Annotated in this window: 18 protein-coding genes; 9 read left to right on the top strand and 9 right to left on the bottom strand. The window is 66.0% G+C overall.

The features are described from left to right. Positions 1–35: 35 nt before the first annotated feature. From FRZ44_RS15605 to FRZ44_RS15595, 3 genes are all read right to left on the bottom strand, one after another. On the bottom strand, positions 36–1,397 hold the full coding sequence (locus FRZ44_RS15605) for a phenylacetate--CoA ligase family protein (protein ID WP_151178056.1): 1,362 nt from the start codon (positions 1,395–1,397) through the stop codon (positions 36–38). An 87-nt stretch (positions 1,398–1,484) separates the two neighbouring features. Beyond that, a complete protein-coding gene (locus FRZ44_RS15600) occupies positions 1,485–2,501 on the bottom strand; it encodes a fumarylacetoacetate hydrolase family protein (RefSeq protein WP_151178055.1) in 1,017 nt (338 codons plus the stop codon). A gap of 13 nt (positions 2,502–2,514) precedes the next feature. Further along, positions 2,515–3,675, bottom strand: coding sequence for a homogentisate 1,2-dioxygenase (locus FRZ44_RS15595; RefSeq protein WP_151178054.1), 1,161 nt, complete (start codon positions 3,673–3,675; stop codon positions 2,515–2,517). Between the two features lie 402 nt (positions 3,676–4,077). On the opposite strand from FRZ44_RS15595, the gene FRZ44_RS15590 reads away from it, so the two are divergent. From FRZ44_RS15590 to FRZ44_RS15580, 3 genes are all read left to right on the top strand, one after another. Further along, positions 4,078–4,374 carry an HU family DNA-binding protein gene (locus tag FRZ44_RS15590; protein WP_151178053.1) on the top strand — a complete coding sequence of 99 codons (297 nt, stop codon included), beginning with the start codon at positions 4,078–4,080 and terminating at the stop codon, positions 4,372–4,374. A gap of 321 nt (positions 4,375–4,695) precedes the next feature. Continuing rightward, positions 4,696–6,099 (top strand): formimidoylglutamate deiminase, encoded by a 1,404-nt coding sequence (locus FRZ44_RS15585; protein WP_151178052.1) that lies wholly within the window; start codon positions 4,696–4,698, stop codon positions 6,097–6,099. 75 nt (positions 6,100–6,174) lie between these two features. Next, a complete protein-coding gene (locus FRZ44_RS15580) occupies positions 6,175–7,095 on the top strand; it encodes a hypothetical protein (RefSeq protein WP_151178051.1) in 921 nt (306 codons plus the stop codon). Positions 7,096–7,133: 38 nt separating this feature from the next. Here FRZ44_RS15580 and FRZ44_RS15575 read toward each other — a convergent pair whose 3' ends face one another. Then, positions 7,134–7,448, bottom strand: coding sequence for a DUF1127 domain-containing protein (locus FRZ44_RS15575; RefSeq protein ID WP_151178050.1), 315 nt, complete (start codon positions 7,446–7,448; stop codon positions 7,134–7,136). A gap of 123 nt (positions 7,449–7,571) precedes the next feature. Between FRZ44_RS15575 and gcvA the strand changes: the two genes are divergently transcribed. Beyond that, complete coding sequence (gcvA, locus tag FRZ44_RS15570; RefSeq protein ID WP_151178049.1) at positions 7,572–8,528, top strand: transcriptional regulator GcvA; 957 nt, start codon at positions 7,572–7,574, stop codon at positions 8,526–8,528. Between the two features lie 24 nt (positions 8,529–8,552). Here the strand turns inward: gcvA and FRZ44_RS15565 are convergent, their stop codons facing one another. Continuing rightward, complete coding sequence (locus tag FRZ44_RS15565; protein ID WP_151178048.1) at positions 8,553–10,091, bottom strand: HAL/PAL/TAL family ammonia-lyase; 1,539 nt, start codon at positions 10,089–10,091, stop codon at positions 8,553–8,555. A 180-nt stretch (positions 10,092–10,271) separates the two neighbouring features. Between FRZ44_RS15565 and FRZ44_RS15560 the strand changes: the two genes are divergently transcribed. Further along, on the top strand, positions 10,272–11,798 hold the full coding sequence (locus FRZ44_RS15560) for a trimethylamine methyltransferase family protein (protein ID WP_151178047.1): 1,527 nt from the start codon (positions 10,272–10,274) through the stop codon (positions 11,796–11,798). Here the strand turns inward: FRZ44_RS15560 and FRZ44_RS15555 are convergent. The 4 genes from FRZ44_RS15555 to FRZ44_RS15540 all read right to left on the bottom strand — a co-directional run bounded on the left by FRZ44_RS15555 (position 11,795) and on the right by FRZ44_RS15540 (position 18,578). Beyond that, positions 11,795–13,510: a diguanylate cyclase gene (locus FRZ44_RS15555; protein ID WP_151178046.1), complete on the bottom strand. Its 1,716-nt coding sequence runs from the start codon at positions 13,508–13,510 to the stop codon at positions 11,795–11,797. The genes FRZ44_RS15560 and FRZ44_RS15555 overlap by 4 nt on opposite strands. Positions 13,511–13,765: 255 nt before the next feature. Next, the gene (locus tag FRZ44_RS15550; RefSeq protein ID WP_151178045.1) at positions 13,766–15,493 is read right to left on the bottom strand and encodes a sensor domain-containing diguanylate cyclase; all 1,728 of its coding nucleotides are present in this window, start codon (positions 15,491–15,493) and stop codon (positions 13,766–13,768) included. A gap of 252 nt (positions 15,494–15,745) precedes the next feature. Continuing rightward, entirely contained in the window at positions 15,746–17,479 is a 1,734-nt protein-coding gene (locus FRZ44_RS15545) for a diguanylate cyclase (protein WP_151178044.1), read from the bottom strand. Between the two features lie 169 nt (positions 17,480–17,648). Next, positions 17,649–18,578: a fatty acid desaturase gene (locus tag FRZ44_RS15540; protein WP_151178043.1), complete on the bottom strand. Its 930-nt coding sequence runs from the start codon at positions 18,576–18,578 to the stop codon at positions 17,649–17,651. Between the two features lie 252 nt (positions 18,579–18,830). On the opposite strand from FRZ44_RS15540, the gene FRZ44_RS15535 reads away from it, so the two are divergent. Genes FRZ44_RS15535 through FRZ44_RS15520 form a run of 4 tightly spaced genes read left to right on the top strand, consistent with a single transcriptional unit; the run spans position 18,831 to position 21,400 of the window. Beyond that, on the top strand, positions 18,831–19,262 hold the full coding sequence (locus tag FRZ44_RS15535) for a GFA family protein (RefSeq protein WP_151178042.1): 432 nt from the start codon (positions 18,831–18,833) through the stop codon (positions 19,260–19,262). Positions 19,263–19,306: 44 nt separating this feature from the next. Further along, entirely contained in the window at positions 19,307–19,684 is a 378-nt protein-coding gene (locus tag FRZ44_RS15530; protein WP_225308284.1) for a GFA family protein, read from the top strand. Further along, positions 19,681–20,487, top strand: coding sequence for a phosphate/phosphite/phosphonate ABC transporter substrate-binding protein (locus tag FRZ44_RS15525; protein ID WP_151178040.1), 807 nt, complete (start codon positions 19,681–19,683; stop codon positions 20,485–20,487). The genes FRZ44_RS15530 and FRZ44_RS15525 overlap by 4 nt, the downstream gene beginning before the upstream one ends. Further along, positions 20,471–21,400 (top strand): DMT family transporter, encoded by a 930-nt coding sequence (locus FRZ44_RS15520; RefSeq protein WP_151178039.1) that lies wholly within the window; start codon positions 20,471–20,473, stop codon positions 21,398–21,400. Before FRZ44_RS15525 ends, FRZ44_RS15520 begins: the two co-directional genes overlap by 17 nt. Positions 21,401–21,487: the final 87 nt, after the last annotated feature.

Below are 21,487 nucleotides of genomic sequence, written 5' to 3'. Positions count from 1 at the left end.
GTTCCTGGCGGGAGGGAGTGTCTCTATCCACGACGTCACCGCGGCCGCGTCACGAGCCGGGCCTTGCCCGAGCTCGCGATGCGCTCGATCCGGTCGACCGCTTCGATCGTCATGACCGGCACGGCGCCGACCTTGTCGAGCTCGTCCTCGATCGCGCGGCGCAGCGACTCCAGCGTTCGAGGGGGGTCGGCGGCCTCGGGTCCCAGCACCACCCTGACATGCAATCCCTGAGGCCGTGCCTCGATCTGATATTGGCGCAGACCCGGATTGAGCAGGAGCGGATCGCGGAAACGCACCGCCGGATAATGGCCGAGACCGCCATCCTTCGCCGGCAGATCCAGCATCTCCTCGCGCCGCCCCTGGATCGACGCCAGGCGCCAATGGGGCCGGCCGCAGGGGCAGGGCTTGGTGGCCAGCGCCACGCGATCGGAGATTTCGTAGCGGATGAGGGGCAGAACGGGATTGAACAGGGTCGTCACGAGCATCCGTTCGCCGACCGTGCCGATGGGGACGGGCCGATAGCCCTCCCCGACGATCTCGACGATCATCAGGTCCTCCATGATATGGATGCCGTCGGTCTCGTCGCACTCGCTGCCGATCATGCCGGTTTCGGTCGTGGCATAGCTGTCGATTACGGGGGCTTCCCAGGCCTCGAAGGCGAGGCGGCGGACTTCGGGCGAGAGGGTTTCCGAGACCGAGCTGCAGCGGCGCGGTGCGATCGCGAGGCGCCCGGCCAGTTGCTCGAGCGCCAGCTCGCGCAGCAGCGAGGGATAGGCGATCAGGACTTCTGGCTGGTAGACGTTGAGCGCCTCGACCAGCTGCGCCACCGGCATCGTGACATCGAGGGGCGGCGCGTCCGGGCGCCCCTTGCGGAGCTCCCGGAACACATGGTTCGAGACATGATTGACGGTCGCCGCGCCGATGCCGGCGACCTTCGTGTCCTCGCCGACGCCCATGCCGCGCAGCCAATGCAGCGTATTGGCGATGCCCAGGAGCCGGGTGACGCGGTCATAGACCATCACGGCGCGCGCGCCGGTCGAGCCGCCAGTCGGAAAGACGTGATACTTGCCGAGCAGTTCCACGGTCGGGCCTCGTTCGGCGAGATGCTGCTCGACAAGGGCCCGGTTCAGCTGCGGATCGGTCAGGATCCGGTCGAACTCGGCCATCAGGGTGGATTTGTTCAGGATCGGAAAATCCCGCAACCGTCTCGGGCCGTCGCCGAACGCCCCGATCACGTCGCGGTAATAGGGCGACTGCGTCACGGCCAATGCGATCATCCGGCGCAGGCGATGGCGCTGGAGGGCCAGCAGCCTTTCGCGCGGCCATGTCTCCTGCTCGGCGAACTCCGCGGCGAAGCGCAGCGTTCTCGCCCGCTGACTCATCGGCTTCTTGGGCATGAAGTCGTTCCCGCCGGCGGAGGTCCCTGGCGCCGGCGCAGAGACCCTACCAGGATGGAAGCCCAGCGTGTAGGGGCGAAGCCCGCTTCAGCGCGGGCGGGGCGACACGGTCTGGTCGATCGCGCCGAAGATCGAGCGCCCCGCCCGATCCTGCATCTCGATCGTCACGCGGTCGCCGGCGCGCAGGAACGGCGTGCGCGCCTGACCCTCGAGGATCGTCTCGACCATGCGCAGCTCGGCGATGCAGGAATAGCCGACGCCGCCCTGGGCGATCGGACGCCCCGGCCCGCCGTCGGGCCCGCGGTTCGAGACGGTGCCCGATCCCAGGATGCTGCCGGCACGCAGGTTTCGTGTCTTGGCCGCGTGCGCGATCAGGGTCGGAAAGTCGAAGGTCATGTCGATGCCGGCCTCGGCCCTGCCAAAGGGCGCGCCGTTGAGCTGCACCAGCAGCGGCCGGCTGAGCCGGGCGCCGTCCCAGTCCGGGCCCAGCTCGTCGGGCGTGACGGCGACCGGCGAAAAGGCGGAGGCCGGCTTGGACTGGAAAAAGCCGAAGCCCTTGGCCAGTTCGCCCGGGATCAGGTTGCGCAGCGAGACATCGTTGACCAGCATCACCAGGCGGATGCGCTCGCGGGCCTGCGCGGCCGGCGTGCCCATCGCCACATCGTCGAGGACGACCGCGACCTCGGCCTCGAAATCGACGCCCCAGTCGTCATCGGCCGCCGGGATCGGATCGCGCGGGCCTAGGAATTCGTCCGAGCCGCCCTGATAGATCAGGGGATCGGTCCAGAAGCTCTGCGGCATCTCGGCCCCGCGGGCGCGGCGCACCAGGGCCACATGGTTCACATAGGCCGAGCCGTCGGCCCATTGATAGGCGCGCGGCAGAGGCGACGCGCAATGTTCGGGATCGAAGGCGAAGCTGCCGCTCACATCGCCGGATTCGAGCGCCCGGTGCTGCGTCTGAAGGCGCGGGGCGATCGCGGCCCAATTGTCCAGGGCCGCCTGAAGCGTCGGAACGCCATCCATGAACACCGCTCGCTTGAGATCGCGGCTGACCAGAACGAGCCGGCCGTCGCGGCCGCCGGTCTTGAGCGTCGCCAGTTTCATGACCGCGGGCGCCTCAGGATCCGGCCTGTCGGGAGGGCGCCGTGACCGGGCCCGGCGACTGCCAGGACTGGGCATAGGCCTCCAGCTCCGTGGCGGCGGCAGCCTCGCCCATCTCCAGCGGATCGCGAGCGTCGATCATGACGGCATATTCGTCCGTGCCGGGCTTGGTCTGCTCGTACATCCGCGTCAATGCCTTGGGATGAGGCCCATGGGTGAAGCCGCAGGGATGCCAGGTCACCATGCCCGGCTTGATGTTGTCGCGGCTGAAGAAATCCCCGGCGTGATAGAAGATCACCTCGTCATAGTCGTCATTGTTGTGGAAGAACGGCACCTTGATCGCGCCGGGGTCGGTCTCGAAGGGCCGCGGCACGAAGCTGCAGACGACGAAGCGGTCGCCGAGGAAGGTCGTGTGGGCCGAGGGCGGCAGATGCTGACGGTGCGACATGATCGGGCGGATATGCCTGATGTTGATGCGCACCGGCACCAGGTCGCCATGCCAGCCCACCGCATCCAGCGGGTTGAACGGGTAGGTGACGGTCGAGAGCCGGTCCTGGCGCTTGATGACGACGCGGGTCTTGTGCTCGCCCTGTTGCGCCAGGAAGGCATCGTCGATCGCCGGCACGTCGAGCATGGCGGGATCGAAGATCGCATGCTGCCCGACCAGACCCTTTTCGGGCAGGGTATAGGAGCCGTTGCTGCATTCGATCATCAGGAGGTCGACGGGCGAGGAGACCTCGATCCGCCACATGGTCGAGCGCGGCAGCATCAGATAGTCGCCCGCCGCCAGCGACAGATGGCCATAGTCGCAATAGAGCTCGGCGCTGCCGCGATGCAGGAACAGGAGCTCGTCGCCATCGGCATTGCGGACCAGATGATCCATCGACCGGTCGCAGCGCCAATAGCGGAGCTTCACCGAGGCATTGGAGAGGATCGGCGCGGCCTTCCAGGGCGAGGACATGCCGCTGGGGATCTTGTCGAGATCGAAGGCGCGCGGCCGCAGCGGGCCTTCCCAACCGAGCCACCCGGTGGGCGGATGCGCGTGATACATCATCGTCGCCGGGCCGAAGAAGCCTTCCTTGCCCAGCTCGCGCTCGAAGGTGCCCTCGGGCAGGTCGCAATGGGCCTGGCGCGAGGCGCGGCCTTCGATGCGGGGCAAGGCGATGAACTTGCGCATGCGACATCTCCCGGACGTTTCAAGCTCGGAACAGTCCAATTAAATTAGTTTCAAATGAAACTATTGTCAAGAAAGCCGACCCTGGGCCGACTTTTCCACAGGCAGTTTCCGATTCGCGTCTGCCCGAGTCCCGCCACAATTGAAACAAATGCCGGCACGCTGAAATCGCGAGTCGTTCGACCGCCGGGTGCGAGACTCGCGTTGTGGCGGCGGTGTAACTGAAAAAACTGCGTGGTGACGGCATTATTTTGATGTGCGCATGTTCCGAATCGGCACGAGACATGTTATGGGGCGTGTACGCCAACCCATACTGAGTTGGCCCTATGGCCGTCGCCATTGAACTTTCGCACATCCGTGCGGCGGACGAAGGCGACGGACAGTCCATAACAACAGGGGATACCCATGGCTGAGAAAGCTGCAGTAACCACCGTCCCGTTGTCGAAGATCATCGCGGAGCTCGCCGCCCAGCATGACATGCCGAAGAAGGCCGTCGCTGGCGTGTTCGACGATTTCGTCGGTCTGATCGTCAAGAATCTCAAGAAGGGCAACAAGGTCCGCATCACGGGCCTCGGCATCCTCCAGGTCCGCAAGCGCGCCGCCCGCATGGGCCGCAACCCGGCGACCGGCGAAGCCATCAAGATCAAGGCGTCGAAGAAGGTCGCCTTCCGCGTTGCCAAGGATCTCAAGGAAGCGATTTGATCGCATTCTCGCTGCTGCAGCTCCGATCGCTCGGCATTCCTTGATGAGATGACGCCGACCTCGGTCCTTCTGGGGCATTGCCTCGAAAGGACCGAGGTCCCGTCGCCGGCGACCGAGCTGCGGCAGGGGATGCGACCCTTGGAGATCGCTTTTCGGCCTCCAGGCTCTTTTTCCCAGCCCGCCGGATTCCAGAATGGCGGTGCGGGTGACTGCCCTCCCGGAATTTTGCTATAAGATGGGGATCCGCGCTCCCGCGCCCCCGGTGCCAGGTTGGCCCGGCAGGACGCTCGGTCGCGCAACATTGCATATCCTGTCCCCTTCATGAGCATCGTCCATCGCCTCCTCGCCGAAAGAGCGCTCCTGCCGGACGGCTGGGCGAAGGACGTCCTGTTCGAGATCGCGGTCGATGGCAGCCTCGCGGCGGTGACGCCCGATGCAGGGGCTCAGCCCGCTGCCCGTCACGCCGTGCGCGCGGCGGGTCCGGTCCTGCCGGGCATGCCCAATCTCCATTCGCACGCCTTCCAGCGCGCCATGGCGGGGCTGACCGAACGCGCGGGCCAGGGCGGCGCTGCCGGCGAGGACAGCTTCTGGACCTGGCGCAGCGTGATGTATGGCTTCGTGGAGAAGCTGTCGCCCGGCCAGGTCGAGGCCATCGCCGGTCAGCTCTATGTCGAGATGATCAAGGCGGGCTACACCACCGTCGGCGAGTTCCATTACCTGCATCACGACCCGGAGGGGCGGCCCTATGCCGATCCCGCCGAGATGTCGGAGCGGGTGCTGGCGGCCGCGGCCCATGTCGGCATCGGCATCACCCATCTGCCCGTGCTCTATGCCCAGGGCGGTTTCGGCGGCCAGCCGGCCAAGCCCGGGCAGCGCCGCTTCCTCCATTCGCTCGACGCCTATCTGGCCCTGATCCAGGAATTGATGCGCCGCCATCGCGGCAACCCGCAGGTCCGCATCGGGATCGCGCCGCACAGCCTGCGCGCCGTGACGCCCGAGATGCTGACCGGTGCCGTCGCCGGCCTGGATGCGCTCGACGCCGAGGCGCCGATCCATATCCATATCGCCGAGCAGACGCTCGAGGTCGATGACTGCATCGCTTGGTCCGGGCGCCGGCCGGTCGACTGGCTGATGGGCCATCTGCCGGTGGGCCCGCGCTGGTGTCTGGTGCATGCGACCCACATGACGGAAGCGGAGACGCGGGCGCTCGCGATTTCCGGCGCGGTCGCCGGGCTCTGTCCGACCACCGAGGCCAATCTCGGCGACGGCTTCTTTCCGGCGATCGCCTATCAGCGCCTGGGCGGCGCCTTCGGCGTCGGTTCCGACAGCCATATCTCGGTCAGCCCCGTCGAGGAGCTGCGCTGGCTCGAATATGGCCAGCGTCTCCTCGAGCGTCGGCGCAATCGTATGACCGGGCGCACCGGCTCGGTCGGCGCCGATCTCTATCGCGCGGCCCTCGAAGGCGGCGCGCGTGCGCTGGCGCGGCCGATCGGCAAGCTGGCGCCCGGCCATCGCGCCGATTTTCTCGTGCTCGATGCCGAGCATCCGCTGCTCTATGGCCGCCAGGACGACACGCTGATCGATGCGCTGGTCTTCGCCGGCAATGCCAACCCCGTCCGCGACGTCATGATCGGCGGGCGCTGGGTGGTGGAAGCGGGCCGACATTTCGCCGAAGAGGCGGTTGCCGCGCGATTCCGCGGCGCGGTCGCGACCCTGGCGGCGTGACGAAGCGGCCCCACCCCAAAAATCTCAATCGTGAAAACCGGCTCCCCTGAAACCAGGAACCCAAAGAGGATCTCCATGTCGGCCCGCCTGCTTCTCACCGCCAGCCTTGCCGGATTGCTATGCTTCAGCCTGCCGGCCCTGGCCCAAGGCCCCGTCAGCGACAGCGCCACCTCCGAGGTCAAGATCATCGTCAAGGACGGTGTCTTCGAGGTCGACACCACCAACCGGCGCTTCACGGTCGTGCAGTATTGGCCGGAAGGGAGCGCCGATTTCGTGCATATGCTGCTCAAGGAGGAGATGGCCTCGGTCGAGCGCGACGATTCCGAAGGGCCGGTGAAATCCAGCGTCGCCGTCTCGACCTGGAAGATCGGCGCCGACGGTTCGCGCAAGCCAGGTCCGAGCTTCAACCTCACCGGGGATTCCGGCGCGCCCGCGGGCCTCGCCGGCAACGATGCCTTCTATCGGATCATCGAATATGGCTGCTGCGGCGCACTCGACCGCTCGACCTTCTTCAGCCTGGAGAGCGGGAAGCTGCTGCTCGCGGTGAGCGGCGAGCCGGCGACGCTCGAGGTGCCGAATTCCGAGGGCATCATGCGGGAGGCCGGCGTCCTGCCCTCATGGGCTGCCGACCGCGACACAAGCTTCCTCAAATTCCCGGATGCGATCGCCATCGTCACCTATGCCGACCGCACCCACATGCTGCAGCGGGCGGTGCTCAAGGGCCCGGCCGGTAAATCCTACGACGATCTCCTCAACGACATCATGAGCGAGCCGGTCGTGGGCTTCCACAAGGCCGGCGGCGGCGACGCGGAGGCGCAGTTCACCTTGTGGTCGGCGGACGGAAAGAAGGATCCGGCCAAGATCACCGACGCGGTCTTCTCGATCGTGTTCACCCCCGACTACAAGGTCGAAATTCCGGTCGTGGCCGACAAGCTCGACTTCGCGCATGCGACGCTGCCCAAGGGCTTCACGCTCGAGGCGCTGCCGGTCAACTGAGCCTGCCCTCGAGGTCTCGGGCGAAGACGCTTCGACCCTCACAGGCCGCAATGGATTTCGCGGCCTGTGCGCTGGGCCTGCTGAAGCTTCAGCTCCCATAGGCCGCGATCGACGCTGGCCTCGATGTCGTCGCGATCGATGCCGATATCGCGCAGCATCCAGTCATTCAGATGCCGCAGCCGGACGACGCTGCCGCGCCGTTCGCGCTGCCCGTCGAGCCACCGCGCCAGGGCGGCGATCACATGCTGCCACACCGCGCGGGCAGGGGAGAGGCCGTTTTGCGGAGGTTCCTGGCGCCCAATCTCGGGCAGGAAGGCACGTGGAGCGGTGCGGCGCTGGAGCCGGTTCGACATGGCGATATCCTTCAAATCTGTTTATCGGATTTTATCCTTGGGTAAAGGAGATAGGGCTTCAAAGCCGCGATCTCAAACGACTTCGCCTTGACTTATCAGTGAGTTTTATTTGAAGATAACACCATGGTGGCCTTCATTCCCGGACTGGGCGGGTTGCGCGGTTTCGAGGCGGCGGCGCGCCATTCGAGCTTCACCAAGGCTGCGGCCGAACTCGGCGTGACGCCGGCCGCAGTGAGCCATCTCGTGCGCGAGCTCGAGGATCAGCTGGGCGTGAAACTTTTCGCGCGGACCAGCCGCGTGGTCCGGCTGACACCCGCCGGGGAGATCCTGCGTCACGCCGCGGCGGAGGCGATCGACCGGGTGGGGCGGGCGGTGGCGCGGCTGCGCGAGGCGGCCGGCCGGCCGAGATTGATGGTCACGAGTTCGCCTTCCTTCGCGGCCAAATGGCTGGTGCCGCGGCTCGACCGTTTTCTGCTGCAATATCCGGAGGCCGATGTTCGGATCGAGGTCTCGCAACGTCTGATCGATTTCGCGCGCGAGGATGTCGATATCGGCATCCGGTTCGGCAGAGGCGACTATCCGGACCTGCTGGCGGACCGGTTGTTCGACGACGTGATCTTCCCCGTCTGCAGCCCGAAGCTCCTCAAGGGCGCCCATCCGCTTCGCCAGCCGAAGGACCTGCGCCACCACACGCTCATTCATGTCGACTGGAACGCGCAGGACGATACCTGGCCGAACTGGAACATGTGGCTGCTGGCGGCCGGCGTGGCGAAGGAGGCGGGCGCCGCGCGCGGGATCCATTTCACGCAGACCGATCTGGCGCTGCAGGCCGCGATCGACGGGCAGGGCGTCGTCCTCGGCGATTCGACGCTGGCCGCGGACGATCTGGCGAGCGGGCGGCTGGTGCGGCCCTTCGATCTGTCCCTCAAGGGGCCGGCGCAATTCGCCTATTTCCTGATCCGTCCCGACAGCGCGGCGGAGCCGCCCCTGGTGACGGCGTTCCGCGACTGGATCCTGGCCGAGGCGGCGCAGATGAAGAAAACCGATGGCGCCCGTCGCGCCGGGAAGTCGCCGGCCTGACCCCGATGCACGCCTGCGCGCGCGTCAGCCGATGCTGGCGGTGACTTTCCGGGCGAATTCCTCTGAATGCAGCAGGCGGTCGCACAGGCTCTCGATGGCGGCGCCATAGGGGCGGTCCTGCGCCAGCGGCGACACCAGCGCCCGCACTGCCTCATATGCGATCCGAGGGCCGGCGCCCAGGGCCGGCGGCTGGGCAAGATCGACTGCCTGGGCGCCAACGATCAGCTCGCAGGCGATGAGGAGCGCATAGCGTTCGAGCGCGGTCTCGAACTTCGCCACGGCCAGCGGCGCGTTGGTGGTGTCGTCCTCGATGCCTTCGGCGCTCTGGCGCTGATCGGCGGCAACGGGATTGGCGGCGAAGCGGATCTCGGCGGCGAGCGCCTCGGTCGTCTTGGTGAGCGGCCCCAGCCCCACCGAGGGCGGCGGCTCGCGCGTCAGGACGTCCGGCAGATCGGTCAGGCGCTTCGACATCATCCGCCCGATGCGGTTGACGGCGAGATTGGCGGTCTGCGCCAGCCCGATCGCGGCGCTATCGAAGGCCAGCGCCAGGGCCGGGGTGTGGAAATTGCCATTCGACAGGATCGTGTCGCTGTCGGGCAGCACCAGCGGATTGTCGCCAGCGCCGTTGAGCTCGGGCAGCAGGGCCTGTTCGGCATGATCCAATGCGATCGCGAAGGAACCATGGACCTGGCTGACGCAGCGGAAGGAGAGCGGGTCCTGGATCCGGCGCGCGGCCCCGGGTTGCAGGAGCGCGCTGCCGGCGAGGAGACGCAGGAACCTTGCTGCGGATTCGGGTTGGCCAGGCTGCGGACGGGCGGCGGAAACGCGCGGATCAAGGGGCGAGAGATTGGCGCGGAAGCCCTCCATCGTCAAAGCGGCGGCGAGATCGCCGAGCAGCGCCAGGTCGCGGGCCCAGGCGAGAGCCAGGGCACCGCGCGCGGCCGTCGCCGAATTGGCGCTGCAGAGGGCCAGCCCTTCCTTGGGCGCCAATGACACCGGCGTCAGCCCGGCACGCTTGAGTGCCTCGGCCCCGGGCATCACCTTGCCCTCGAATTCGGCCTCGCCCTCGCCGATGACCACCAGTCCCATATGAGCCAGCTGGCACAAATCCGAGGCGCCGATCGAACCGATCGAGGGAATGACGGGATGGACCTTGCGGTTGAGGAGCTCGAGCAGGAACCCCGCCAGGTCCGGCCTGACGCCGGCACCGCCGGCGGCCATGCTGGTGGCGCGGATCAGCAGCGTTGCCCGCGTGGCGGCGCGCGAGAAGCGGGGCCCGACGGACTGGGCACGGCCGAGCACCGTCAGCCGGGAGAACTCGGCCAGGGCCTCCGCCGGTACCGTCTTGGTCGCCTGCGGCCCCAGGCCGCGCGTCAGGCCATAGACCGGCCGGCCCTCGGTCAGGTGGCGGTCGACCACGGCCCGGGATATCGCCATTCGTCGTTCGGCCGCGGGCGCAAGCCCGACCCGGACGTCATGCAGGGCGACCTCGCGCACCGTCGCGATATCGAGGGGCGCGTCGCCGATGGGAAGCGGGCTGGATGCGGAGGACAGGGTTTTCATGCCGGTCTGCCTAACGCGAAACGGGTGTTTGCGTCCATGGGGTCGCAGCGGCCCGGGAATTCACGCGAAACTCGGGCGGGGCGGCCTTGACGGCGTCGGGGCGGGACCCCTAGCTTCCCACCCGCGCCATGACCGGGGCATTCCCGCCCGTCGGCGGGAGCGGTTCGATCGGGAGACAGCATGTCGCGTGACCAGCAAGGACGCCGCCGCGAACGTCGCGTGGTGGGCGGCCTCAAGCAACTACCCTGGCGCCACTACCGGAATGTCTACAAGCCGATCGAGGTCCTGCGTCCCGAGCAGCTCGAGAAGATCCACGAGGCGTCGCTCAAGATCCTCGAGGAGATCGGCATCGAGTTCCTCGATGCGGAGGCGCTCTCGATCCTGAAGGCGGCCGGCGCCAAGATCGAATCCGGCTCGCAGCGCGTGCGGTTCGACCGCGGGCTGGTGCTGGAATCGATCGCCAAGGTGCCGCGCGAGGTGATGCTTCACGCGCGCAATCCGGAGCACAACCTGACCTTCGGCGGCAACCATGTGAATTTCGGCTCGGTCGCCAGCGCGCCCAATGTCAGCGACATGGATCGCGGCCGCCGGCCCGGGAATTTCCAGGACTATTGCGAGCTGCTGAAGCTGGTGCAGACCTACAACATCGTGCAGTTCACCGGCGGCTATCCGGTCGAACCCGCCGATCGTCCGCCGGCGACCCGCCATCTCGATGCGCATCTGGCGGCGATCACGCTCACCGACAAGCTCTGGCATCCCTATTCCCTGGGCAAGCATCGCATCTCCGATGCGGTCGAGATGATCTGCATCGCGCGCGGCATCGGCAAGGAACAACTCAAGCGCGAGCCCAGCCTGTTTTCGATCGTGAACTCGAATTCGCCGCTGCGCCTCGACGGGCCGATGCTCCAGGGCCTGATGGAGATGGCGCGCCACGGCCAGCCGGTGGTGCTCACGCCTTTCACCCTGTCGGGCGCCATGGCGCCCGTGACCATCGCCGGTGCCTTGGCGCAGCAGAATGCCGAGGCTCTGGCCGGGATCACGATGATCCAGCTGGTGGCGCCGGGCGTGCCTTGCATGTATGGCGGCTTCACCTCGAACGTCGATATGAAGTCCGGCGCGCCGGCCTTCGGCACGCCGGAATATGCCCGCGCCGCGATGGCCGGCGGCCAGCTCGCGCGCCGCTACGGATTCCCCTATCGCTCCTCGAACGCCTGCGCCGCCAATGCCGTGGACGCGCAAGCCGCCTACGAGTCCGAGATGTCGATCTGGGGTGCCGTGATGGGCGGCGTCAATATGATGCTCCATGGCGCCGGATGGATGGAGGGCGGACTGGTCGCCTCGTTCGAGAAGTTCATCCTCGACGTGGAGATGCTGCAGATGATGGGCGAATTCCTGCAGCCGCTCGAGGTCACCGACGACACGCTGGGCCTCGAGGCCATGACCGATGTCGGCCCGGGCGGTCATTTCTTCGGCACGGCCCATACGATGGCGCGCTACGAGACCGCGTTCTATTCGCCGATCCTCTCCGACTGGCGCAACTACGAGAGCTGGCGTCTCGCGGGTGCGCAGACGGCCGAGCAGCGGGCCAACGCGATCTGGAAGCAGGCGCTGGCGGAATTCCAGCCGCCGCCGCTCGACCCGGCGATCACGGAAGCGCTCGAAGCCTTCGTCGCCAAGCGCAAGGAGGAGGGTGGCGTTCCGACCTAGGCCGCGGTCGTGATCCGGGGGACGGGCGCGGCCGGTGGCAGACTCGGATTGGGTCTGGCGGCAGCCCAGCAAGTGACTTGATTGCGTCCATTGTGCTTCGACCAATAGAGGGCACGGTCCGCGCTGGCTAGCAGATCGCTCCTATCGCTGCAGAGATCGGGATAGAGACTGAAGCCCACCGAGATGGTGACATTGACCGCACCGGTCACTAAATCTCCCAAGGCAATTTCAGAAACGGCGCTTCGCAGTTTTTCGCAAACCTGCATGCCGCTTTCCAGGTCGACCTCCGGCAGCAGCAGGACGATCTCCTCGCCGCCATAGCGGCAGGCCAGGTCGGTGCGTCGCAGCAGCTTCACGATCTGGTCGCAGACGGCCTTGAGAACGACGTCACCGGCCTTGTGACCGAACTGGTCGTTGAAGGTCTTGAAATGGTCGATGTCGATCATCGCCACGCCCAGCTTCGAGCGCACACGGTCGGCCCGCGCCACTTCGCGGTCCAGAATCTCGTCCAGGACCCGCCGATTGAAGAGTCCGGTCAGCGGATCGCGGATCGAGAGGGACCGCAGCTTCTCGCGCAGATCCAAATTCGCCAATGCCAGCGACAGGCGATTGGCCAAGCCGCGCGCCGTATCCAGGGTCGCCGAGAAGGCGAGCTCGGGCGTCGCGGCCGAGGATGCGAAATGCAGAACGCCATAGACGACGCCCTGGGCCGTGATGGGCAAGCACAAATACTGGTGGGGCGAGCCTTGAACATGGTGACAGTTCAGGCTCACACGGCCTGAATCCGCCATATAGGCCTCGCCGCGCCGGAGTGCCCAGCATTCGTCCGGGGCGAAGGCCGGAATCAGCCCGGATTGAAGCGCTGCACCACCCCACGCCGCCGATAAGACCAGTTGGTCGAGGCTATTGTCGTAAGTATAAAGTGCGCCCGTCGGGCCGGGCATGATTTGCGACGAATAGTCGGCGATGATCGTCAGGGTTTCTTCGCGGGTGGCCGCGGCCTGCAGGGCATTGACCATGTCGGCGGCCAGCTCCGTCTCTCGACCGCGCAATTGCAACATTGATTCGGAAGCCGCGCGCCGGCGAATTTGCAGCCGGAAGGCGAAGAACTGCGTGATGCTGAGGGAGATCGCCATGACACCGGCCGCGGTCACCAGTCCGAAGGCAAGGATATTGCGCAGATCTCGCTTGCGGGACAGTTCATTGGCGTCGCCCTGGCGCTGGGCGCGAATCTCGCCGATCAGCTCGCGGATCGAGTCCATCTGCTCCTCGCCGCGAATCACGACCTGGAGGCGGTCTCCGATCAGGGGACCGTTGCGTCGGACATTCTCGATCCCCCAGCTGAATTGGAGGATCCGATGCTGGATCATGTCCGCAAGTCGCAGGATCGAGCCCGTGGCCTTGAGCTTGGAGTCGAACAAGAGCGGCGACGCGCTCTCGATCAGGCTCAATCGCTCGAGACCCTGAAAGTAGGGTTGCAGATAGGCCTCGTCTCCGGTGAGGGCGAAGCCGCGGAATCCCGTTTCGGCATCCACAAGCGCAAGCAAAGCCGCCTGGGCCCGATCGGCGTCGAGGTTCAATGCCTGAATGGTCCGATTCTCGCGGCGGACATCGATGCCCAGCGCCAGAGCCAAGCCCGCCATGGCAATGAGCACCAGGATGCCAAACAGGAAAGCCATCACGACCCGAAGGGAGTGATGTTGGGGGGCCATCTGCCACCGATCGTTGATTGGGATTCCTGGAGGATAGAGCAGGAATCCAGGAACGCTGTTCCATTTGGAACAGCCGCCGGCCTGGATCTTGTCCTAGGGCCTTGACGGGGAATCGGACGAGCCTGGCAGGGCAGCACGCCTGTTGGCCTGAGACTGGAAACCTATGCCGGCCTCCGCCATCCAGCGCGCAGCCGCTGAAGGTGCTCGTGGCTATGGGGCTGTTGCAATGCCGCTCCAGCCCTGGGATGCCTGGGTTCAGGTCGGTGTGGAGCCGATGGTTTCGAGCCGTGGCTGGGCGATGTCCAAGGGCAGGTCTGGCTTGGGGGCCGGACCGCCATAGGCCGAAACCCGGTTGCGGCCAGCGCGTTTGGCGTCGTACATCGCGCGATCGGCGCTCGGAAGCAGATCGCCATGGTCGCTGCAGCGGTCGGGATAGAGGCTGAATCCGATCGAGACCGTAACGTGGGTGGCGCCTGGCACCAGTTCTCCCAGCTCGATGCTCGCGACGCCTTCCCGGAGTTTCTCGCAGACCCGCACCCCGTTCTCGACATCGATATCGGGCAGCAGCACGACGATCTCCTCCCCGCCATAGCGGCAGGCGAGGTCGCTGCGCCGAAGCATCTTGGCGATCTGGTCGCAGACCGATTTGAGGACGATGTCGCCGGCCTTGTGGCCGAATTGATCGTTGAAGGACTTGAAATGATCGATATCGATCATTGCAACGCCGAGGCGCGAGCGGGCGCGATCGGCGCGTGCCAGTTCGCGGGTCAGAATCTCGTCCAGGACGCGCCGGTTGAAGAGGCCGGTCAGCGGATCGCGAATGGCGAGACTGCGCAGCTTCTCGCGCAGGTCCATGTTGGCGAGCGCCAGCGACAGGCGATTGGCGAGCCCCCGGGCCGTGTCCTGAATCCCGCTGAAGGCGATCTCGGGCGTGGCGGCCGGCGAGGCCAGGTGCAGGACGCCGTAGACGGCGCCCTGCGCCGCGATCGGCACGCACATATAAGAATGCGGTACGCCATGCACATGCTGGCAATTGAGGCCATGCCGTGCCGAATGGGCGATGTAGGCGGTGCCCCGGCGCAGGGCCCAGCATTGGTCGGGTCCGAAGCTCTCCACCAGCTCGCCCTTGAGGGCTGGATTGCCCCAGGAGGCGGAAAGCACGAGTTGGTCGCGGGCGTTGTTGTAGGTGTAGAGGGCGCCCGTCATGTCGGCAACGATCTGCGAGGAATAGTCGGCGATCACCAGCAGACTCTCCTCGCGCGTCGGCACGGCCTGGAGCGCGTTGGTCATGTCGGCTGCCAGCTCGATCTCGCGGCTGCGGAGCTGCAGCGCGGCTTCGGACGTTTCACGTCGGCGCATCTGGCGATTGAAGGCGAAGAACTGGGCGATGCTCAGGGCAATCGCGATGATGCCGGCCGCGGTCACCAGACCGAAGGCGAGCATGTTGCGAAAAGCCAGATCGCCGGACAGAGCCGCGATATCCGCCCGGCGGTGGGCCCGGAGTTCGCCCACCAGTTTGCGGATCCCATCCATGACCTGCTTGCCCTGGCTGACGACATCGAGACGCCCGCCGGTCAAAGGCCCGTTCTGCTTGATGTCGGCGATGCCCTGCTCGAACAGGGCGAGCCGGTGGGCGACCAGGTCGGCAAAGCGCAAGGTCGCGCCGTCGGTCTCGACATCGATAGCGAACATGGACGGCGACGCGGCCTCGATCGCGCGCAATCTTTCCAGACCTTGGTAATAGGGTTCGAGATAACCAGCGTCCGCTGTCAAGGCATAGCCGCGGAATCCCGTCTCGGCGTCGACCAACGCCAAGAGTGCGGCCTCGGTCTGGACCGCTTCGGTTTCCAATCCACGGACTTCCTCACTCTTGCGACCGACATCGATCCCCAGCACCAGGGCTGAGCCCGCCATGGCAGCGAGCAGCACGATGCCGACAAAAAAGGGAACGACGATCGCAAGAGAGCGATGCTTTTGGGCCATAGCCACCCCTCTCCGACTTCGATCCTAATGAGATTAACGGGGAAATCCAGGGGGCTGTTCCCGTTCGGACCGGCGGGTCCGATGTGACAAGGGGCGGCGCCTCCGGGCAAGGAGGCGCTATGGGATCGTGGGCCGTTCTGGCGCCCCTATCCCTGCGGCCGTGGACTTTAAGGTTCGGATGGTTCGGTGGCCGCTGGCAGGGCAGCGGCAGCGAAGCGCGATCCTCGCCCCAGGTCTCGGCAATGAGTGTCCTCAGATCAGAGGTCGCGCCTCCGGCGATAACCCTGCGCTACCAACATGGGCGTTCGCCGGCTTGAACGGCGCAATGACAGCCGCGTCATAGATCGTCACCTTGTTGCGGCCATTGTGCTTCGACGCATACAAGGCACGGTCGGCGCTTGCGATCAGATCGGCCGCATCCTTGCAGAGGTCGGGATAGAGGCTGAACCCGACCGAGATGGTGACGCGCGGAGCGCCCGGCACCATATCCGTCGGTTCGAGGGTGGCGATGCCCTCTCGCAGCTTTTCGCAAACGCGCAAACCGTTCGCGGAATCGATATCGGGCAGGAGCACCACGAACTCCTCCCCGCCATAGCGGCAGGCCAGATCGCTGACTCGGATCTTCTTGGCGATCTGGCCACTGATCTCCTTCAGAATGGTATCGCCCGCCTTGTGGCCGAACTGGTCGTTGAAATTCTTGAAATGGTCGATATCGACCATCGCGACACCGAGCCGCGACTTGGCGCGGTCGGCGCGCCCCAGTTCCCGGATCAGGATCTCATCCAGGACACGCCGGTTGAAAAGTCCGGTCAGGGGATCGCGAATGGCCAGCCCTTGCAGCCTTTCGCGCAAGTCGATATTGGCAAGCGCCAGCGACAGGCGATTGGCAAGGGCGCGGGCGGTTTCCTTGACCGTTGCGAAGGCATGTTCGGGCGGCTTGCCCGGCGACGCCAGATGCAGGACCCCGAAAACGGCCCCCTGGGCGGCGATCGGCTCGCACAGATAGGAATGCGGCGAGCCCCGCACATGATGGCAATTGACGCCGGGCCGGCCGGAATAGGCGAGGTAGGCAGCGCCGCGACGCAGGGCCCAGCACTCGTCGGGCATAAATGATTCCACCAACTCGGTCTTCAACAATCCGTTGCCCCAACTTGCGGTCTGAACCAGCTGATCGCGCGAATTGTTGTAGGTATAGAGGCTGCCCGTCATCTCGTTGACGATCCGCGACGCGTAGTCGGCGATCACCTGGAGGCTCTCCTCGCGGGTCGGCACGGATTGGAGCGCGTTCGTCATGTCGGCCGATAACTCGATTTCTCGGCCGCGCGAGTGCAGCGCAGTCTCCGAGGTTTCGCGCCGGAGAAGTTGGCGGTTGAACGCGAAGAACTGCGCGACGCTCAGGGCGATCGCAATCATGCCCGCTGCGGCCGCCAGCATAAAGGCGAGCGTATTGCGAGGCGCCAAATCGCGAGACTGCAATGCGATCGCGTCCTGGCGCTGCATCTGCATTCGGTCGACGGCCTTGCGAATCGCGTCCATGATCTGCTGCGCGCGAATTTCGATTTCGACGCCGCTCTTGGTCATGGGGCCGTTGCGGTTGATTTCCGCGATGCCCAAGGCGAGTTGTCCGAGGTTGGCGTGGATCAGGTCCGCAAACGCGACCGTCGATCCACCACTCTCCATCTCGGCGGCGAATAGGCCGGGCGCCGAGTCCTCGATCGTGCGTTCTCGATCGAGTCCTTGATAGTAGGGTTCGAGATAGTTTGGATTTCCCGTCGAGAGGTAACTGGCGAAACCCGCCTGGGCATCCACCAGCGCCAATAAAACCGCTTGGATCTGGCCGGTCTCCACCTCGAGCGCACGAATGGCCTGACTCTTGCGACCGCCATCGATTCCAAGCAGCAACGCCGATCCGGCCATGGCGGCGAGGAGCAGGATGCCCACGAAAAATGCCAGCACGAGCGCAGGTGAACGCCGGCCTCGAAACATCGGTCACCTCCATCTCCCATTCGATCCTAATGCAACGGATCGACGATCGAGAGGAGGAACGAACTAACATTGGGCAAGTTCGCGATAGGTAAACTTACTCATATGCCGCCGTAACCGGAGCGAGTGCGCCGCGCCGGAAATTACTGTTCGAACCAACGAAACGGGAAGGTCAGGGCCGGCCTTGCGGATGGATGACCGGTTCCTTCGGCGTCAGAAACCAGCGCCGCAGGATTTCGCCATAACCGGCGAGGCGGTAGCCGCCATTGGCGGCGAAGACCTGATCGCGCACCTGCCGGTAGCGCGCCGGCCGGCCGTGCCAGGGCGAGCTCGGCTCGTTGTGATGCACGAAATGCAGGTTGTTGTTGAGATAGAGGAGCGACATCACCGGGCCCGCCTCGACGATCGCGGTGCGGCTGCCCACCTCGGGCGCGGCGCGATGTTCGCAGAAGGAGCGCAGGAGCGTCAGCGACAGGCCGGGATAGGCGAAGCAGAAGACATATTTCCAGAATGACATGTCGCAGATGCCCATCACCCACCAGAGCACGATGGCCACGGCCGGCACATGGACCAGCCATTGACCGAGATGCTGCATGTCGCGGGTCGCGATCGCCCTGAGCAATTGCCGGGCCGCGCGGTAGACGCAATAGAGCGGGGTGACGAGGAGGCGGCCGGCGACCGTGGTCATGACCAGGCGCAGGCGCCGATGTAGCGGACCGAGGGCTGCCCACTGCTCGGGAGTCAGATAGTTCGATTCCGGGTCGTCGATCGGGCAGGTGAGACGCTCGTCGCGGTGATGGGTCAGATGCGATTCGCGATAGCTGAGATAGGGCAGCCAGAGCCATAGCGACGGATAGACCAGCAGGCTGTTGAGGAACCGGCCGCGGAAGGGAAACCCATGCACGGCCTCATGCTGCAGCGACCCGTGCAAGGCGACCGTGTAGCCGCCCAGGGGCAGGAGCAGCCACCAGGGGATCACGTGGCTGTACCAGGTGAGCAGACCGAATGTGACATAGGTCCCCACCGCGACAAGCAGGGTGGGAACGTCGGCGGAGCTGCGGACGTAGTTGGAGGGCGGGTCGAAAGCGACGATGCGGGCCATGACGGCGGAAGCTTATGCCCTTCCGGGAAAACGGCTGCAAGAGCAGGGCTTGCACGACCGAGCGACACCAATCCTAGACCATAAGTTGTTAACTTTCCCGACCCCGCTGGCGCGGCCTTTTGCCCCTCCTGAGTGGCGTCTCTGCGGGCTGCGCGGGTGACAAGCCGGCGCCCCGCGGCCATAATTGGGGTCTCGCCCAGCGCCGTTCCCGGCTTGCTGGGCGATCCTTTGAGGCGGCCAGGACCGGCGGGAATGAGCCAGATTCGACAATTGCCGACCCATGCGACCGGCCATTGCCTCTGCGGGGCGATCCGTTTCGAGATCGAGGGGCCGTTGCGGGACGTGGTGGTGTGCCATTGCAGCCAGTGCCGGCGCCAGCACGGCGCTCCGCCCGGCTACACCCAGGCGGCCTGGGAGCATATCCGCTTCGAGGGGGAGGAATCCCTGGCCTGGTATCGCTCCTCGGAGAAGGCGCGGCGGGGCTTCTGCCGGATTTGCGGCTCCAGCCTGTTCTGGGAGCCGATCGGGACCGGCCGGGTGTCGATCGCCGCCGGCGCGCTCGACGCGCCCACGGGCCTCAGGACCGTCCGCCATATCTTCGTCGCCGACAAAGGCGACTATTACGAGATCCATGACGGCGCGGAGCAGCTTTCGGGTTCGATGCTGACCCTCGGCCGCCCATGACGTCCCGCGCCCCGAGCGCCGCGCCCCGGGCGACAGGCCGCTGCTTGTGCGGTGCCGTCCGCTATCGCATCTTCGCAGCCCTCAATTCGGTGAGCAGCTGCCATTGCAGCCAATGCCGCCGCCAGCATGGCGCGCCCGGCAGCTATTCGGGCGGACTGCCGGTCGAAAGCGTCGTTATCGACGGCGTCGAGAATTTGCGCTGGTATCGGTCTTCGGCCGAGGCGCGACGAGGGTTCTGCCGCGAATGCGGCTCCAAGCTGTTCTGGCAGGCGAGCGACCGGCAGACGATCGATGTCGCCACCGGCAGTCTCGATCAGCCGACCGGCCTGCGCCTCGCCCGACATATCTTCGTCGCCGACAAGGGCGATTATTACGAGATCGCGGACGACGTTCCACGTTTTGCAGGCAGCAGTTCCTCATGACCATCGCCGGCTTGCCGATGTACGACCCGCAGCTGCTGCATGCGGCAACCGATGCCTGGTGGACCGGCCTGGCCCGGGCGTTCCGCCATGAAGGGATCGAGGATCTCCCCGACCACCTCACGCGGGGCATGCCCGAATACGCGCTGTGGGCAAGGCCCGACCTGATCTTCGCCCAGACCTGCGGTTATCCGCTGATGAAGAGTTTCCGCGACCGGCTCAAGGTGGTGGCGACGCCGGTCTATGACGCGCCCGGCTGCGAGGGCGCGCATTACCGGAGCTGGATCCTGGTGCGAGAGGCAAGCCCCCTGATGCAGCTCGCCGAGCTGCGCGGGACGCGCGTTGCCTATAACTCGACGGACTCCCAGTCGGGCTACAACGTGCTGCGCGCGATGCTCGCGCCCTTGGCGAAGAGTGGGCACTTCGTCTCGGCGGCGATCGAGACAGGCGGCCATCGCAAAAGCATCGCGGCCGTGCGCGAGGGTCGCGCCGACTTCGCCGCGATTGATTGCGTGACCTACGCGATCCTGATGCGCCATCAGCCGCAGCTGCTCTATGGAACGCGCGTCATCGCCGGCAGCCCGCCGGCGCCGTCGCTGCCCTATGTGACGGCGAAGGAGACCTCCGACGACGATCTGGCGCGGATGAGAAACGGCCTCAAAGAGGCGCTGATCGAGCCGGACCTCGCCTGGGCAAGGGAGGCGCTGCTGATCGCGGGCGCCGAGATTCTCGCCGAGGACGCCTATGAGACCATGCTGACCCAGGAACGCGAGGCACTGGCGCAAGGCTATGGCACGCTCGTCTGAGAGGGCGATCGCCGGCGGGCTGCTGCTGGCCAACCTGGCGGTGGCCGGCTCCGCCCTGTTCTGGGGCACGCTCTGGTGGCCGATGCGCCAGTTGGCGGCCCGCGGGGTCGACGGGCCCTGGGTTGCCGTACTTACCTTCGCGACGCCGGTCCTGTTCCTGCTCCCGGTGGCGTTCTGGCGACGCCGGCATTTCCGTTCCGGGGGATGGCTGCTGATCGGCACGGGTCTGCTGATCGGCACATCGAGCATGCTCTATGCCGACGGCGTGCTGGTCGGCGAGATCGTCCGCGTGCTGCTGTTGTTCTATCTCATGCCGGTCTGGAGCGTCCTGTTCGAGCGCCTGATTATCGGCACCCCGGTCACCCCGACGCGCTTCGGCACGATCGCGCTGGGCCTGGTCGGCATGGTCGTGCTGATGGGCTTCGAGAACGGCTTTCCCTTCCCGCGCTCCCTGGGCGACTGGTTCGGGCTGGCGTCGGGCGTCTGTTGGGCGCTGGGCATCGTGCTCGTCCGCCTCGGGGGGCCCACCGGTGCTTTCGAGAAGACTTACGCCCAATTCGCCGGTGCCCTGCTGGCCGGGCTCTTGCTGATGCCCCTGATTCTCAGCCCCGTGCCGCCGTTCCCAGTAAACGCCATCACCGATCATTGGCTGTGGCTGCTGGCCATCGCCGCGTTCTGGCTGATCCCGACGGCGGGCTTGAGCCTGTGGGGGGCGGGGCAGCTGTCGCCGGTGCGCTCGGCGCTCCTCTTGATGTTCGAGGTTCCGGTCGGGGTGATTTCGTCGGTTCTCCTGACCGACGAACCCTTCGGTCTGCGCGAGATGATCGGCGGCGCCCTCATCGTCGGTGCGGCGGTGCTCGACGTGCTGCTGGTGCCGCAGGAGGCGGAGCCGGCGAAGGAGCAGAAAGCCTAACCGGCGCGATCTCGCCGGCCGGGAGATTGATTTAGCGCAAGGCCGTTTCGGCCGATTGTTGCATCATGGGCGGCAACCTCGGAGGGC

This window comes from Hypericibacter terrae, from assembly GCF_008728855.1.
GTDB classification, from domain to species: domain Bacteria; phylum Pseudomonadota; class Alphaproteobacteria; order Dongiales; family Dongiaceae; genus Hypericibacter; species Hypericibacter terrae.
The sequence above is the reverse complement of the archived record's forward strand: the minus strand, read 5'-3'. Positions and strand labels throughout refer to the sequence as shown.